General features: G+C 73.0%; 11 protein-coding genes. 8 read left to right on the forward strand and 3 right to left on the reverse strand.

Features of this window, described 5'->3' with window-relative positions:
* Positions 1 to 32 precede the first annotated feature (32 nt).
* The 6 genes from scy (at position 33) to ACZ67Q_RS07960 (ending at position 9,538) form a co-directional block, all read left to right on the forward strand.
* On the forward strand, positions 33 to 4,265 hold the full coding sequence (gene scy / locus ACZ67Q_RS07935; protein WP_471177929.1) for a polarized growth protein Scy: 4,233 nt from the start codon (positions 33 to 35) through the stop codon (positions 4,263 to 4,265).
* 240 nt (positions 4,266 to 4,505) lie between these two features.
* Positions 4,506 to 5,441, forward strand: coding sequence for a cellulose-binding protein (locus tag ACZ67Q_RS07940; RefSeq protein WP_471177932.1), 936 nt, complete (start codon positions 4,506 to 4,508; stop codon positions 5,439 to 5,441).
* A 96-nt stretch (positions 5,442 to 5,537) separates the two neighbouring features.
* Positions 5,538 to 6,497, forward strand: a complete 960-nt coding sequence (locus ACZ67Q_RS07945) for an ABC transporter ATP-binding protein (RefSeq protein WP_471177935.1) — start codon at positions 5,538 to 5,540, stop codon at positions 6,495 to 6,497.
* A 3-nt stretch (positions 6,498 to 6,500) separates the two neighbouring features.
* Positions 6,501 to 7,271, forward strand: a complete 771-nt coding sequence (locus ACZ67Q_RS07950; RefSeq protein ID WP_471177938.1) for an ABC transporter permease — start codon at positions 6,501 to 6,503, stop codon at positions 7,269 to 7,271.
* A gap of 120 nt (positions 7,272 to 7,391) precedes the next feature.
* A complete protein-coding gene (locus tag ACZ67Q_RS07955; protein ID WP_471177940.1) occupies positions 7,392 to 8,678 on the forward strand; it encodes an ABC transporter ATP-binding protein in 1,287 nt (428 codons plus the stop codon).
* Complete coding sequence (locus ACZ67Q_RS07960) at positions 8,675 to 9,538, forward strand: ABC transporter permease (protein ID WP_471177943.1); 864 nt, start codon at positions 8,675 to 8,677, stop codon at positions 9,536 to 9,538. Before ACZ67Q_RS07955 ends, ACZ67Q_RS07960 begins: the two co-directional genes overlap by 4 nt.
* A gap of 7 nt (positions 9,539 to 9,545) precedes the next feature.
* Here the strand turns inward: ACZ67Q_RS07960 and ACZ67Q_RS07965 are convergent, their stop codons facing one another.
* Positions 9,546 to 9,878, reverse strand: coding sequence for an ATP/GTP-binding protein (locus ACZ67Q_RS07965; protein ID WP_471177946.1), 333 nt, complete (start codon positions 9,876 to 9,878; stop codon positions 9,546 to 9,548).
* A gap of 242 nt (positions 9,879 to 10,120) precedes the next feature.
* On the opposite strand from ACZ67Q_RS07965, the gene ACZ67Q_RS07970 reads away from it, so the two are divergent.
* Positions 10,121 to 11,149 (forward strand): LLM class flavin-dependent oxidoreductase, encoded by a 1,029-nt coding sequence (locus tag ACZ67Q_RS07970; RefSeq protein WP_471177948.1) that lies wholly within the window; start codon positions 10,121 to 10,123, stop codon positions 11,147 to 11,149.
* 82 nt (positions 11,150 to 11,231) lie between these two features.
* Here the strand turns inward: ACZ67Q_RS07970 and ACZ67Q_RS07975 are convergent, their stop codons facing one another.
* Entirely contained in the window at positions 11,232 to 11,624 is a 393-nt protein-coding gene (locus ACZ67Q_RS07975; protein ID WP_471177951.1) for an SCO5389 family protein, read from the reverse strand.
* Positions 11,625 to 11,899: 275 nt separating this feature from the next.
* Here ACZ67Q_RS07975 and nucS point away from each other — a divergent pair, with 275 nt between their 5' ends.
* Entirely contained in the window at positions 11,900 to 12,571 is a 672-nt protein-coding gene (gene nucS, locus ACZ67Q_RS07980) for an endonuclease NucS (RefSeq protein ID WP_471177953.1), read from the forward strand.
* Between the two features lie 68 nt (positions 12,572 to 12,639).
* On the opposite strand, the gene ACZ67Q_RS07985 is transcribed toward nucS, so the two are convergent.
* Positions 12,640 to 15,165 (reverse strand): ATP-binding protein, encoded by a 2,526-nt coding sequence (locus ACZ67Q_RS07985; RefSeq protein WP_471177956.1) that lies wholly within the window; start codon positions 15,163 to 15,165, stop codon positions 12,640 to 12,642.
* Positions 15,166 to 15,310: the final 145 nt, after the last annotated feature.

The raw sequence follows: 15,310 nt of genomic DNA on the forward strand, positions 1-15,310 counted from the left end.
ACTTGCGACCAGGGGACGGATGGGACCGCGCAGTGCGGGGCTACGAGAGCCAGGAGCGGGAGCCGGCGGCTGACGTCGACCACCTCACTCGGTTCGAAGCCGAGATGAAACGGCTGAAGACCGAGCGGGAAAAGGCGATCCAGCACGCCGAGGACCTCGGCTACCAGGTCGAGGTGCTGCGCGCCAAGCTGCACGAGGCGCGCCGCACCATCATGTCCCGGCCCGCCTTCGACGGCGGGGACATCGGCTACCAGGCCGAGCAGTTGCTGCGCCAGGCCCAGATGCAGGCCGACCAGATCCGCGCCGACGCCGAGCGCGAGCTGAGCCAGGCCCGCGCCCAGACCCAGCGCATCCTGCAGGAGCACGCCGAGCAGGCCGCGCGGCTCCAGGCCGAGCTGCACCAGGAGGCGGTGACCCGGCGCCAGCAGCTGGACCAGGAGCTGGCCGAACGCCGCGCGACGGTCGAGTCGCACGTCAACGAGAACGTCGCCTGGGCCGAGCAGCTGCGCGCCCGCACCGAGGCACAGGCCCGTCGGCTCATGGAGGAGTCCCGCGCCGAGGCCGAACAGGCCCTGGCGAGCGCCCGCGCGGAGGCCGAGCGGCTGACCGCCGAGGCCCGCCAGCGGCTCACCAGTGAGGCCGAGTCGGCCCGCGCCGAGGCCGAGCAGCTCCTGCGCCGGGCCCGCGCGGACGCCGAGCGACTGCTCAACGCCGCCTCCACGCAGGCCCAGGAGGCCACCGACCACGCCGAGCAGCTGCGTACCTCCACCGCCAGCGAGTCGGAGGCCGCGCGCCGTCAGGCGCAGGAGCTCAGCCGCACCGCGGAAGCCCGCATCGCCGAGGCCGACACCGCGCTGCGCGAGGCCCGCGCCCAGGCGGAGAAGCTGGTCGCCGAGGCCAAGGAGGCCGCCGCGAAGGCGCTGGCGAGCGCCGAGGCCGCCAACGAGACCCGCACGCGCACCGCCAAGGAGCAGGTCGCCCGGCTGGTCGGCGAGGCCACCAAGGAGGCCGAGTCCACCAAGGAGGAGGCCGAGCAGCTGCTCGCCGACGCCCGCGCCGAGGCCGAGAAGCTGCTCGCCGAGGCCACGGAGAAGGCGCGCAGCGCCACCGCCGAGGAGGCCGCCACCCAGCTGTCCAAGGCGGCCAGGACCGCCGAGGACGTGCTCAACAAGGCGGCCGAGGACGCCAAGCAGACCCGGAAGGCCGCCGCCGAGGAGGCGGAGCGCATCCGCACCGAGGCCGAGGCCGAGGCGGACCGGCTGCGCGCCCGGGCGCACGAGATCGCCGAACAGCTCAAGGGCGCGGCGAAGGACGACACCGAGGAGTACCGGGCCAAGACGGTCGAGCTGCAGGAGGAGGCCCGCCGGCTGCGCGGCGAGGCCGAGCAGCTGCGCGCCGACGCGGTCGCCGAGGGCGAGAAGATCCGCGCCGAGGCCCGCAAGGAGGCCGTCCAGCAGATCGACGAGGCGGCCAGGACCGCCGAGGAACTGCTCGCCAAGGCCAAGGCGGACGCCGACGAGCTGCGCAAGACCGCGACCGCCGACAGCGAGAAGGTGCGCACCGAGGCCATCGAGCGGGCGACGAGCTTGCGCCGGCAGGCCGAGGAGACCCTGGAGCGCACCCGCGCGGAGGCCGAACGGCACCGTGCGGAGGCCGCCGAGCAGGCCGAGACGCTGAAGGCGGACGCCGAGCGGGCCGCGCGCGAGCTGCGCGAGGAGACCGAGCGGGCGATGGCCGCCCGGCAGGCGGAGGCGGCCGAGGAGCTGACCCGTCTTCAGTCGGAGGCGCAGGAGCGGCTCGCCGCGGCCGAGCAGTCCCTCGCGGACGCCCGTGAGGAGGCCGCCCGCATCCGCCGGGAGGCCGCCGAGGAGAGCGAGCGGCTGCGCGGCGAGTCCGCCGAGCGGATCCGTACGCTCCAGCAGCAGGCCGAGGCCGAGGCCGAGCGGCTGCGCACCGAGGCCGCCGCTGACGCCTCCGCCTCCCGCGCGGAGGGCGAGGCCGTCGCCGTACGGCTGCGCTCCGAGGCGGCGGCCGAGGCGGAGCGGCTGAAGTCGGAGGCGCAGGACAGCGCCGACCGGCTGCGCGCCGAGGCGCAGGCCGCGGCCGAGCGGCTGGCGGCGGAGGCGTCGGAGACGCTGGCCGCCGCGCAGGAGGAGGCGGCCCGCCGCCGTCGTGAGGCCGAGGAACTCCTCGGTTCGGCGCGCCAGGAGGCGGACCAGGAGCGTGAGCGGGCCCGCGCGCAGAGCGAGGAGCTGCTCGCGGCGGCCCGCACCCGCGTGGAGGAGGCGCAGACCGAGGCGACCCGTCTGGTCGAGGAGGCCGAGCGGCGCGCGGGCGAGATGGTGTCCGCGGCCGAGCAGCACGCGCAGCAGGTGCGGGACTCCGTGGCCGGGCTGCACGAACAGGCGCAGGACGAGATCGCCGGGCTGCGCAGCGCCGCCGAGCACGCGGCGGAGCGCACCCGCCGGGAGGCGCAGGAGGAGGCCGACCGGGTCCGCACGGACGCCTACGCCGAGCGGGAGCGGGCGGGCGAGGACGCCGCGCGGCTTCGCCGCGAGGCCAACGAGGAGGCACAGGCCGCCAAGGCGCTCGCCGAGCACACGGTGACGGAGGCCGTCGCGGAGGCCGAGCGCGTGCGTTCCGACGCCGCCGAGCACGCCCAGCGGGTGCGCACCGAGGCTTCGGAGACCATCGCGCAGGCCGACCAGCAGGCGGCGCGCACGCGGGCGGACGCCCGGGAGGACGCCAACCGCATCCGCTCGGACGCCGCGACGCAGGCGGACACCCTCATCAGCGAGGCCCGCAGCGAAGCGGAACGCCTCACCACCGAGACGGTCGCCGAGACCGACCGGCTGCGCACGGAGACCGTCGAGGAGGCCGAGCGCGTCCGCACCGAGGCGCTTCAGGAGGCCGAGCGCGTCCGTACGCAGGGGCGGGAGGAGGCCGACCGGCTGCGCACCGAGGCCGCCGACATCCGCGCGCAGGCCGACCAGGACGCGACCCGTACGCGGGCGGACGCCCGGGACGACGCCAACCGCATCCGCTCGGACGCCGCGACGCAGGCAGACACCCTCATCGGCGAGGCCCGCAGCGAAGCGGAACGCCTCACCACCGAGACCGTCACCGAGACCGACCGGCTGCGCGCCGAGACGATCGCCGAGACCGACCGGCTGCGCACCGAGACCGCCGCGGAGGCCGAACGCGTCCGCACCGAGGCGCTTCAGGAGGCCGAGCGGGTCCGTTCGGAGTCGGTCGCCACGGCGGAGAAGCTGGTCGGGGACGCCACGGCGGAGGCGGAGCGGCTGCGTGCCGAGGCCGCCGAGACGGTGGGCAGCGCCCAGCAGCACGCCGAGCGCATCCGTACCGAGTCCGAGCGGGTCAAGGCGGCGGCGGCCGAGGAGGCCGAGCGGCTGGTCACGGCCGCCCGCGAGGAGGCCGAGCGCACCCTGGACGAGGCCCGCAAGGACGCCAACAAGCGCCGCAGCGAGGCCGCCGAGCAGGTCGACAAGCTCATCACGGAGGCCACGGCCGAGGCGGACAAGCTGCTCACCGAGGCGCAGCAGCAGGCGCTGAAGACGACCGCGGACGCCGAGTCCCAGGCGGACACGATGGTCGGCGCCGCCCGCAAGGAGGCCGAGCGGATCGTCTCCGAGTCGACCATCGAGGGCAACCAGATGGTGGAGAAGGCGCGTTCGGACGCGGACGAGCTTCTGGTCGGCGCGCGCCGGGACGCCACGCAGATAAGGGAGCGGGCGGAGGAGCTGCGCGACCGCATCACGTCCGAGATCGAGGAGCTGCACGAGCGGGCCCGCCGCGAGGCCGCCGAGACGATGAAGTCGACCGGCGACCGCTGCGACGCGCTCATCAAGGCCGCCGAGGAGCAGCTGGCCAAGGCGGAGGCGAAGGCCAAGGAGATCGTCTCGGAGGCCAACTCCGAGGCGGGCAAGGTCCGTATCGCCGCGGTGAAGAAGGCCGAGGGGCTGCTCAAGGAGGCCGAGCAGAAGAAGGCCAGGCTGGTCAAGGAGGCCGAGGAGCTCAAGGCCGAGGCGGTCCGCGAGGCGCGGCGCACGGTCGAGGAGGGCAAGCGCGAGCTGGAGGTCCTGGTGCGGCGCCGCGAGGACATCAACGCCGAGATCTCCCGCGTCCAGGACGTGCTGGAGGCGCTGGAATCCTTCGAGGCCCCCTCGCCGGCCAAGGACTCCGCGGTCAAGGCGGGTGCGACGGTCGGCGCCCCTCGTTCGGGTGGCAAGTCGTCAGACGGCTAGCGTCCGCGGGCGGCGAGGGGCCAGTCTGAGCCAACGGCACGGAGGGGAAGCGGAAGTGACGCGGCGATGTTCCACGGTCCTGGGCAGGGCCTTTGACGGTGTCTTGGCAAGTGGTCCGCCGCTCAGCCACCCAAAAGGGGTGTCATTCTCCAGATCAAACACGTATCCGCTCGATGACACGCCGTTCTGACCCCTAGGATTCCACCTATCACCTCACCGGTCTCATTCGACAGGAACCCCATGAGCGACACTTCCCCCTACGGCTTCGAGCTTGTGCGGCGTGGGTACGACCGCGCTCAGGTGGACGAACGTATCTCCAAGCTCGTCTCCGACCGTGACCAGGCCCTCTCCCGTATCACCGCTCTGGAAAAGCGCATCGAGGAGCTGCACCTCGAGACGCAGAACGCCCAGGCCCAGGTGACGGACGCCGAGCCGTCCTACGCCGGGCTCGGCGCGCGCGTCGAGAAGATCCTGCGCCTTGCCGAGGAAGAGGCCAAGGAGCTGCGCGAGGAGGCCCGGCGCGCCGCCGAGCAGCACCGCGACCTCGCCGAGTCGGCGGCCCAGCAGGTGCGCAACGATGCGGAGTCCTACGCCGCCGACCGCAAGGCGAAGGCCGAGGACGAGGGCGTCCGGATCGTCGAGAAGGCCAAGGCCGACGCGGCGCAGCTGCGCTCCGAGGCGCAGAAGGACGCGCAGTCCAAGCGTGAGGAGGCGGACGCCCTCTTCGAGGAGACCCGCGCCAAGGCCGCGCAGGCCGCCGCCGACTTCGAGACGAACCTCGCCAAGCGCCGTGAGCAGTCCGAGCGCGACCTGGCCTCCCGTCAGGCCAAGGCCGAGAAGCGGCTCGCGGAGATCGAGCACCGCGCCGAGCAGCTGCGCCTGGAGGCGGAGAAGCTGCGCACGGACGCCGAGCGCCGCGCCCGCCAGACGGTGGAGACGGCTCAGCGCCAGGCCGAGGACATCGTGGCGGACGCCAACGCCAAGGCCGACCGCATCCGCTCGGAATCCGAGCGCGAGCTCGCGGCGCTCACCAACCGCCGCGACTCCATCAACGCCCAGCTGACGAACGTCCGCGAGATGCTCGCCACGCTGACCGGTGCGGCGGTCGCTGCCGCGGGGTCCCCGGGTGACGACGAGCAGGTTTCTCGTGGGGTGCCGGCGCAGCAGTCGCGCTGACCGCGTTCGCCAACGCCCGGGATACGGCGTCCGAACGACTGAAGAAGCCCTCCGCCAGCACTGGCGGAGGGCTTCGTTCCGTCTTAGCGTGGCCGCATGATCGAGCTCGAGGGGCTGACCAAGCGGTACGGCGAGAAGGTGGCGGTGAACAATCTGAGCTTCACCGTCAGACCCGGCATCGTCACCGGCTTCCTCGGTCCCAACGGCGCGGGCAAGTCGACCACCATGCGGATGATCCTGGGTCTGGACCGGCCCACGGCAGGGGATGTGCGGATCGACGGCATCCACTACGACCAGCTGAAGGACCCGCTGACGTACATCGGCGCGCTGCTGGAGGCGAAGGCCTGGCACGGCGGGCGCAGCGCCTACAACCACCTGCTGTGCCTCGCGCAGAGCAACGGCATCCCCACCCGCCGGGTGCGGGAGGTGCTGGAGACCGTCGGTCTGACGGCGGTGGCGAGGAAGAAGACCAAGGGCTTCTCGCTCGGCATGGGGCAGCGGCTCGGCATCGCCGCCGCGCTGCTCGGCGATCCGCGGATCCTGATGTTCGACGAGCCGGTCAACGGCCTCGACCCGGAGGGCATCCACTGGATCCGCAACCTGATGAAGTCGCTGGCGGCGCAGGGGCGGACGGTGTTCGTCTCGTCCCATCTGATGAGTGAGATGGCGCTCACCGCGGACCATCTCGTCGTCATCGGACAGGGCCGGCTGCTGGCCGACACCTCGATGGCCGACTTCATCGCCCGTAACTCCCGCGCCTTCGTCCGGATCCGCACCCCGCAGCGTGAGCGGCTGCTGGACGTGCTGCACCAGGCGGGCATCACCGTCGTGGAGACCGGCAGCGGGGTGCTGGAGGTGGAGGGCGGCAAGAGCGAGCAGATCGGTGAGCTGGCGGCGCAGCACCAGATCGTGCTGCACGAGCTGAGCAGTCAGCAGGCCTCGCTGGAGGAGGCGTTCATGCAGCTGACCGCGCAGGCGGTGGAGTACCACGCACACGACGGCACAACCCCGGCGCCGCAGGAACCGTGGGGCGCCGGCTGGCAGAAGGGGGACTGAGCCATGGCGGCGGTCCAGGTCATCCGCTCGGAGTGGACCAAGATCCGGTCGGTGGCGTCCACGGTCTGGACGCTCTCCCTCGCCGTGGTGGTCACCATCGCCCTCGGCATGCTGATCTCGGCGCTGTCGAAGAACGAGTTCGACAACATGAGCCGCCGCGATCGGCTCTCCTTCGACCCGACCTTCATCAGTTTCGCCGGGATGACCCTCGGCCAGCTCGCGATGATCGTGTTCGGCGTGCTGGTGGTGTCGAACGAGTACAGCACCGGCATGATCCGCACCTCGCTGGCCGCGGTGCCCCGGCGCGGCATGTTCCTGTTCAGCAAGGTGGCCGTCGCGACCGGGCTGGCGCTGGTGGTCGGCATGGCGACCAGCTTCGCCACGTTCTTCCTCGGGCAGGCGATGCTGGGTGAGCACCGGGCCTCGATCGGCGATCCCGGGGTGCTGCGCGCGGTGTTCGGCGGCGGGCTGTACATGACGCTGATCGCGGTGTTCTCGATGGGCGTGGCCGCGATGCTGCGCTCACCGATGCTGTCGCTCGGCATCCTGATGCCGTTCTTCTTCCTGATCTCGAACATCCTCGGCAACGTCAGCGCGACGAAGAAGATCGGCCGGTACCTGCCCGACCAGGCCGGCAGCAAGATCATGCAGGTGGTCACCCCGGTCGGCGACGACACCCCCTACGGCCCCTGGGGCGGCCTCGGGATCATGGTGGCGTGGGTGGCGGCGGTCCTGGCCGGCGGTTACGTCCTGCTGAAACGGCGTGACGCCTGAGCCTCGGCCCCTGCCCGCCCTTTGCCTTCTCTTGGGTGGAACCGTCAGCGCCTGGATATCCTCCTAACCCTTACGGGGGCGTGTGCCCTGCTGTCCTGAACCTTGCGATGGGTGCGGAGCATGATCGAAGCAGTCGGCCTGACAAAGCGCTACGGCGACAAGACCGCTGTGTACAACCTCTCCTTCCAGGTACGGCCCGGCGCCGTCACCGGGTTCCTCGGGCCGAACGGCTCGGGCAAGTCGACGACCATGCGGATGATCCTCGGCCTGGACAACCCCACCGCCGGGTCGGTCACGATCTGCGGCCACCCCTACCGCCGGCTGCCCAACGCCGCCCGCCAGGTCGGCGCCCTGCTGGACGCCAAGGCCGTGCACGGCGGCCGCTCCGCCCGCAGCCACCTGCTGAGCCTGGCGCAGCTGTCCGGCATCCCGGCCCGCCGCGTCGACGAGGTGCTCGGCGTGGTCGGCCTCCAGGACGTGGCGAAGCGGCGCTCCAAGGGCTTCTCGCTCGGCATGGGCCAGCGGCTCGGCATCGCCGCCGCGCTGCTCGGCGACCCGCAGGTGCTGCTCTTCGACGAGCCGGTCAACGGTCTCGACCCCGAGGGCATCCTGTGGGTGCGCAACCTGATGAAGGCGCTCGCCGCCGAGGGGCGCACGGTGTTCGTCTCCTCCCATCTGATGAGCGAGATGGCGCTCACCGCCGACCACCTCATCGTCATCGGGCGCGGGCAGCTGCTCGCCGACATGAGCGTGCAGGACTTCATCGCGGCGAACTCCGCCGGCTTCGCGCGGGTGCGCACCCCCGACAGCGAGCCGCAGCAGAGGGAGAAGCTCACGGCCGCGCTCACCGAGGCCGGCGGCCAGGTGCTGCCCGAGCAGGACGGCGCGCTGCGGGTGACGGGACTGGCGCTGCCGCAGATCTGCGACCTCGCGCACGAGCACGACGTACGGCTCTGGGAGCTGAGCCCGCACCAGGCCTCGCTGGAAGAGGCGTACATGCGGATGACGCAGGCGGCCGTCGACTACCGCTCCACGATCGACCAGAAGGCCGCCTTCCTACAGCCGCTGCCGCCGGGCGCCGAACCGCCGATGCCGGTACCCGGACAGGGCCAGCCCGGCTGGTACGCCCCGCCGCCGCCCCAGCAGGGCGGGCAGCCGTTCCCGCCACCCCAGAGTCAGCCGGGCCCGTGCGGCGCCCCGCAGGCACCCCTCGCGGCCCCGTACGGCGCCCCGCAGGGACCGGGCGCGGCCCCGGTGAACCCGTACGCCCAGCAGGCCCCCGCCCAGCCGGTCGCCCCGCAGGCCCCCGCGCAGCCCGCCGAGACCCCCGCGCCGCAGGCCCAGCCGCCCGCGTCCGCCGCATCCTCCGCCGAACCGACCACCGCCCAGTCCGAGGACGCCCGATGAGCTCGCCCCAGATCCCGACGCCGCAGGCCGCGCCGACCTGGCAGACGGCGCCCGGCGCCCCCGCCTACACCTCGCCCATCCCGATCGTGCGCACGCACCTCGGGCACGCCCTCGCCTCCGAGTGGACCAAGCTGCGCTCGGTGCGCTCCACGCTGTGGACGCTCGGGGTGTTCGTACTGCTCGTCGTCGGCATCGGCCTGATGACCGGCGCGCTCCTCGCGGCCAACGCTTCGCCGGAGGACCTGGCGACCAGCAGCCCGCTGCCGTACGGCCTCTTCGGGGTGCTGCTGGGCAGCGTCTGCGTCATGACCCTCGGCGTGCTGACGACGGCCTCCGAGTACGGCACCGGCATGATCCGCACCACGACAGTGGCCTGCCCGACACGCGCGCGGGTGCTGACGGCGAAGGCGATCGTGCTGTTCGCGGTGGTGTTCACGGTCACGCTGGTGTCGACCACGTTCGTCTCGTTCGCGCTGACCGGGATCCTCCCCGACGCGAAGGCGGCGTCCGGCGGGGAGTGGTTCAAGGCCACCGTCGGCGTCTCGCTCTACATCGCGCTGCTCGGCCTGTCCTCCCTGCTGATCGGGTCGATCATCCGGCACTCCGCCGGCGCCATCACGGTCATGATCGGTCTGGTGCTGGCCCCGCTGGTGATCGCCCTGTTCATGGTGACGGAGTCGCTGCAGAAGGTCCGCGAGTTCCTGTTCGACTACTCGATCCCGACCCAGCTCGGCGTGTTCTACACGACATCCATCGGCGAGAGCGGCCCCTCCGGCTGGGACCCGCTGTGGATCGCCCTCGTCGCGACGGCCGCCGCGTTCGCCGCCGCGTGGGCGCTGCTGGAGAAGCGGGACGTATAAGGGCGTACTAGAACTTCGGCGCGTTCCGGGACCGCTGCACCCGCGTGGTGCGGCGGTCCCTGGCGTTCCAGCAGGCCTTGTGCCAGTGGCGGCGGTCGTCGACACCCGCGTGCTCGGGCCAGGCGACGACGTGCGGGACGCCGTCGGGGATCAGCTGGTCGCAGCCCGGGCAGCGGTAGCTCTTGCCCTGGGCGCTCGCGCCCGCCACGTGCCGCACGCTCCAGTGGTCACCCTGCCAGCTCACCGACGACTGCCAGCCGCCGTAGCGGCTCGTCTGGTCGTCCTCGGCGCTGCGGCCGGGCGAGCCGGAACCCTTGGGACGGTTGCGACGCGGGGACACGGAACACCTCACGGAGCTATACAGGGGGCACGGGCCGTTTCCAGCGTACGCGGCGCGCTCCGGGGTACTCCCCGCTCCAAGGGGGGCGGAGCGCCTCGCCAAGTGCCCCTGCGGGACCTCCCGTTCCCGGGATTCTCCCGACAATCCGCAAATTACTCCGTCAGGCCGTGTCCTCGGCACGTGTCAGACGGTTATGCCGGGTGGGGGAGCTCCGCGTCGGAGCCGAGGAAGCAGGAAAAGCGATGCGCGTTGGAAGTTTCGTGTTGGCGGCCCAGTTCCCCGGCCAGGGCCCGGGAGAAGCGCTGCACCGCGCGGTCCGCTCCGCGGAGGTCGCCGAGGAGGCGGGACTCGACACGGCCTGGCTGGCCGAGCACCACTTCGTGCCGTACGGCACGTGCCCGTCGGCCGTCACCCTGGCAGCGCTGCTGCTGGGCCGCACCCGCAGGCTGCGGGTGGGTACGGCGGTCAGCGTGCTGCCGACGGCGCATCCCGTCGCGCTCGGCGAGCAGGCCGCCCTGCTGCATCTGACGAGCGGCGGCCGGTTCTCGCTGGGCGTGGGGCGAGGCGGGCCGTGGGTGGACCTCGAGGTGTTCGGCTCCGGCCTCGGGGCGTACGAGCACGGCTTCCCGGAATCACTCGATCTGCTGACGCGGTGGCTGCGCGACGCGCGGGTTTCGGCGGACGGCGAGCGGTTCCGCTTCCGCGAAGTGCCCGTCGTGCCGAGGCCGTCGGAGGCGCTGACGGACGACCCGGGCCCGGAGGTGATCGTGGCGTGCACCTCGCCGTCGAGTGTGCGGCTGGCTGCCGAGCGCGGACTGCCGATGCTGCTCGGGATGCACATCGGGGACGAGGAGAAGGCCGAGATGGTCGCCCTGTGGCGGCGGTCCGCACGGGCGGCGGGCCGTGGCGAGGACGAGATCCGGTCGGCCGCGCATGTCTCGGCCGGCGTCTGCCAGCTCGCCGACCGGCGCACGGACGCGGTGGAGACGCTGACCAAGGCCATGCCGGGCTGGCTGAAGCAGGGGCTCGACGCCCATGTCACCGTCGACGGCCGGCAGCGGCGGATGCGGGACCCGCTGGCGTACACCGAGCTGCTGTGCGGGCTGCACCCGGTCGGCACGCCGCGGCTCGCCGTCGACCGGCTCACGGCGACCGGCGAGCGGACCGGTATCTCCCGGTTCGCCCTGCTGGTGGAGGGTTCGGGCGACCTCGCGGCGACGGAGGAGAACGTCCGGCGCCTGGGCGCCGAGGTACTCCCCCATCTGCCCTGAGAGCGTCCCGGGGAGCTTGCCGCTCCGGTTTCGATGTCTGCACCTCCCACGGGCGGAGCGGCAAGCGGGTGACCTCACTGCGTCAGCAGTCCCGCAGCTCCGGGGACTGGTTCAGCAGCTGGTTGCGGATCGAGGTGAAGCGCGCCAGCGTCTCGTCCACGGAGGAGTCGAGCGGGAACACCGCCACGCGGTGGCAGTTCTGGAAGGCCAGCCGCACACCGAAGTGCCGTTGCAGCGCACCGCGTATCGCGTCGCTGGCGAGCGCGCGCAGCAGCTGGCCGCGCGCCTGCTCGTCCGGCGGGGGCGTCTGGTTGTCGGCGAACTGGCCGCCGTCCACCTTCAGCTGGGCCACCAGGGAGCTGATCATCTCCCATGCGTAGGGCAGGGAGGTCCGGACGCAGTCGACGAATGCTGCTTCGTCGACCTCGCCTCGCTCGGCCTGTTCGAGTAGGGCCGGTGAGACGTCGAGCGACATGGGTTCTCCTCTCGCACCCCCGCACAGCAGGGGTTGCCGGACACGGAAAGGGGAGCCCGCGATGCCGAGATACCGAACACGGTGAGTACACGCATAGCGACCTCCCGTTTTCTACGGTAGGCAACAGACCGTGACGGCACCAGGCGAATGGGCAGATAGGAACGCCCAGTTGGGCACACAATCGGCCAGTGTGGAACAGGCGGAATCAGGGAGATTAGGGGCGGCTCACAGGGCGAATCGCGTGCACGGGTGTCCGTCGAGTAGCGTTGCCGACCATGCGTCTCGTCATTGCCCGATGCTCCGTGGACTACGCCGGCCGGCTCACCGCCCACCTGCCCTCCGCGCCCCGACTGATCCTGGTCAAGGCGGACGGCAGCGTCTCCATCCATGCCGACGACCGGGCCTACAAGCCCCTGAACTGGATGTCGCCGCCGTGCACGCTGAAGGAGGGCACGGGCGAGGAGGATGGCGTCTGGACCGTCGTCAACAAGGCGGGCGAGAAACTGATCATCACGATGGAGGAGATCCTCCACGACTCCTCGCACGAACTGGGTGTCGACCCCGGCCTGATCAAGGACGGCGTGGAAGCGCACCTTCAGGAACTGCTCGCCGACCGCATCGAGACCCTCGGCGAGGGCTACACGCTCATCCGGCGCGAGTACATGACCGCGATCGGCCCCGTGGACATCCTGTGCCGTGACGCCGACGGCCAGACCGTCGCGGTGGAGATCAAGCGGCGCGGTGAGATCGACGGCGTCGAGCAGCTCACCCGCTACCTGGAGCTCCTCAACCGCGACCCGCACCTCGCGCCGGTGCGCGGCATCTTCGCGGCGCAGGAGATCAAGCCGCAGGCCCGCGTCCTGGCCACGGACCGCGGCATCGGCTGCCAGGTCCTGGACTACAACGCCCTGCGCGGCATCGAGGACGACAAGCTCCGGCTGTTCTGAGGAACGTCACGCCGTACGGCGATGAGGGCCGGACCCCGGTGGGGTCCGGCCCTTCGCCGTGTGCCGGGTCAGATCACCGACTCCGTGCTGCTCGCCGTGCCGCTCTGCGGCGCGCTCGCCGAGCTGCCGGACCCTGCGGGGGCGCTGGAGGAGGCGGGGCCGCCGGCGGTGTTGGAGGTGGACGGTGACGACGTGTCGGTCGGCGACGCGGACGGCGGGGCCGTCTCCGAGTCGGACGGCGTGGGAGACGACGAGGTGGACGTGGACGGCTTCGGGGACGTCGTCGGCTTCGGGGAGGTCTTCGTCGGCGGGTTCGTCGCCGGGTCCGACGGCTCCGTGGGAGCCCCTCCGCCCGTCTCCTGCGTCCCCGTCGGCCGGTCCGACGGCCCCGTCGTCGGGGTCGGGTCGTCCGCCGTGCCGTACGTGCCGTCGGGGCCCGGGTCGGTGGGGCGGCCGGTGGGGGTGCCGGTGGCGCCGCGGCGGTCGTCACCGTTCTTCTGCGGGGCGTCGGCGCCCAGGGTGCCGTCATCGATGTCCTGGCTGGCGGACGGGTTGACGCCGACCTGGTCGGACGGGGTGTGCGCGTCGTTGTCGGACGTGGCGCCCAGCGTCACGACCGTACCGAGCACGGCGACGAGCAGCGCTCCTGCGCCGGCCGCGACGAGGTTGCGGCGGGCCATGTTCCTCAGACCGCCGCGGGGCTTGGCGGCGGGGCCGTGGGGAGCCGGCGCGGCCTGGTGGGTGACGACGGTGACGCCGTCGTCCGGGGTGGGCCGGGGCAGCGGCGGAATCGGCGCGAGCACACCGGCCGCCGGGGAGGCGGACTCCTCGGAGCGGGCGGCCGCCACCTCCTCCCCCGCCGTCACCGGGATGCCCGGCACGTCACCCGCGCGGTCGGCGACCAGGGCGAGAGCGCGGCGGCCCGCGACGGTCCCGCGCTTGTCGGAGACCGCGCCGCGCAGCCCGACGGAGGCCTCGAGCTCGGCGCGGGCCCGGTCGAGCCGCCCGGCGCACAGTGCGAGGACGCCCAGTTCGTGGTGGAAGTAGGCCTGTTCGGCGACCTCGCCGGCGAGCCGCGACGCCTCGGCGCCCGCGCGCAGGGCCCGCTCCCAGGCGCCCCACTCCAGGCCCGCGGCGAACGCGGGCGCGGCGGCGCGGGCGAGCGCGACGGCCGTGTGTTCGCCGTCCTCCTCGTCGGGCCCCGCGGAGACGAGCGGCGTGAGGGCGGCCAGTACGGCGTCGGCCTCGGCGCAGACCCGTTCGGGGGTGACCGAGGGATGTCCGGCCCACCAGGTGTAGTGCCGGGCGGCGGTGCGGGCCTGCTCGGTGGCGTCGTCGGCGTATCCGGCGGCCTCCAACTGGGTCTGGACGCCGGCGGCGAGCCGGTAGCGGGAACCGACCGGGGAGACCAGTCCGCAGGAGGCGAGTTCGCCGAGCGCTGCGTCGGCGTGGGTGTCGCCGACGAGGGCGGGCAGGTGCGCCTGGTGCGGCACCTCACCGCCGAGGGCGACGGCGAAGCGCAGGGTGGCGCGGGCGGACGCGCTGAGGCGGGACGCGAGCAGCGGGGCGGGCGCGGCGGCCTCGCCGAGGGAGGGCAGCGGTATGTCCTCGTCCGCGTCGGCCGGTACGGGGCCGTCGAAGGGCACCGCGTCCTCGAAGACGCCGTACTCGTCGACCGCGTCGGCGCCCGCGCGCAGCCGGTCGCGCTGCCGCAGCAGGGCGCCGGCCTGGACGAACCTCAGCGGCAGGCCCTCGGACTCGAACCACAGGTCGCCCGCCCAGTTGGCCTCGTCCTCGGTGAGGACGCGGCCGAGGGACTGCTCGATGAGCTCGACGCCGCCGGCCCGGTCGAGTCCGCTGAGGAAGACCTCCTCGACGGCGGAGTCCGCGGACGGGGCGGCCACGTCGGGGGTGGCGGCGAGCAGCCAGGCGCACTCGGGGGTGGCGTCGAGCAGCTCGTCGAGCGCCGTCCCGCCGAACTCCAGGTCGTCGAGGACGACGACGGCGCCGATGTCACGGACGCACTCCAGCAGTTCCTCGCGGCCCGGGCGGTGCCGGGGCGCGCTGTGCACGGTGCGCAGGAGGTCGTGCAGCAGATCGTCGGCGGTGCGGTGGAAGCCGTTGAGGCGGACGACGCCGTCGGGGGCGAGGTCCGCGCAGTCCTCGGCGACCAGGTCGAGGAGGCTGGTGCGGCCGGAGCCGGCGGGGCCGGTGAGGCGTACGGAGCGGCCGCGGGCCAGGAGGCGGACCAGGCGCTCGCGTTCCTCGTCGCGGCCCAGCAGCGGCAGCGCGGGCCGGGCGGGTCCGGGCGGGACGGGCGGCGCGGCGGCGCGGTCGGCGTCGGCGCGGTCGGCGGCGCTGCGCCGCGTGGGACGTTCGGGTTGTCCGGCGGGCGGGCAGGGCTCTATCTCGCTGCCGTCGACGGGGTTGACGGTGAGCAGGAGATCCCCGGAGACGACCTGGACCATGCGGGCCTGCGCGGGCCCGTGCTGGCCGAGGTCGGGTGTGAGGGGATCCCTGGACGGGCGCGGGCGCGGCGCGTGGCCGTCACCCTCGCGGCCGTGCTCCTCGGGCCCCCGGGTGTTCGGGTCCATAGGTTTCAAGCCCCCCAAAAGCGTCGTGTGGCGGTAGCCCCTCCCGGCCTTGCTGCACACTGCGCTGTCGCTTCTGGTCCGGTGCCCGGTCGAGGGTTGCGGGCGGCGGGCAGACGAACCGTAAACCTTCGCTCAGTATCTCCGA

Source organism: Streptomyces sp. NPDC036813 (assembly GCF_055609245.1).

Excerpts from the sequence above, each read along its gene's own strand:
- ACZ67Q_RS07960 (WP_471177943.1), top strand. The coding sequence starts at position 8,675 with ATGAGCTCGCCCCAGATCCCGACGCCGCAGGCCGCGCCGACCTGGCAG.
- ACZ67Q_RS07975 (WP_471177951.1), bottom strand. The coding sequence starts at position 11,624 with ATGTCGCTCGACGTCTCACCGGCCCTACTCGAACAGGCCGAGCGAGGC.
- nucS (WP_471177953.1), top strand. The coding sequence starts at position 11,900 with ATGCGTCTCGTCATTGCCCGATGCTCCGTGGACTACGCCGGCCGGCTC.
- ACZ67Q_RS07985 (WP_471177956.1), bottom strand. The coding sequence starts at position 15,165 with ATGGACCCGAACACCCGGGGGCCCGAGGAGCACGGCCGCGAGGGTGAC.
- ACZ67Q_RS07950 (WP_471177938.1), top strand. The coding sequence starts at position 6,501 with ATGGCGGCGGTCCAGGTCATCCGCTCGGAGTGGACCAAGATCCGGTCG.
- ACZ67Q_RS07940 (WP_471177932.1), top strand. The coding sequence starts at position 4,506 with ATGAGCGACACTTCCCCCTACGGCTTCGAGCTTGTGCGGCGTGGGTAC.
- ACZ67Q_RS07955 (WP_471177940.1), top strand. The coding sequence starts at position 7,392 with ATGATCGAAGCAGTCGGCCTGACAAAGCGCTACGGCGACAAGACCGCT.
- ACZ67Q_RS07970 (WP_471177948.1), top strand. The coding sequence starts at position 10,121 with ATGCGCGTTGGAAGTTTCGTGTTGGCGGCCCAGTTCCCCGGCCAGGGC.
- ACZ67Q_RS07945 (WP_471177935.1), top strand. The coding sequence starts at position 5,538 with ATGATCGAGCTCGAGGGGCTGACCAAGCGGTACGGCGAGAAGGTGGCG.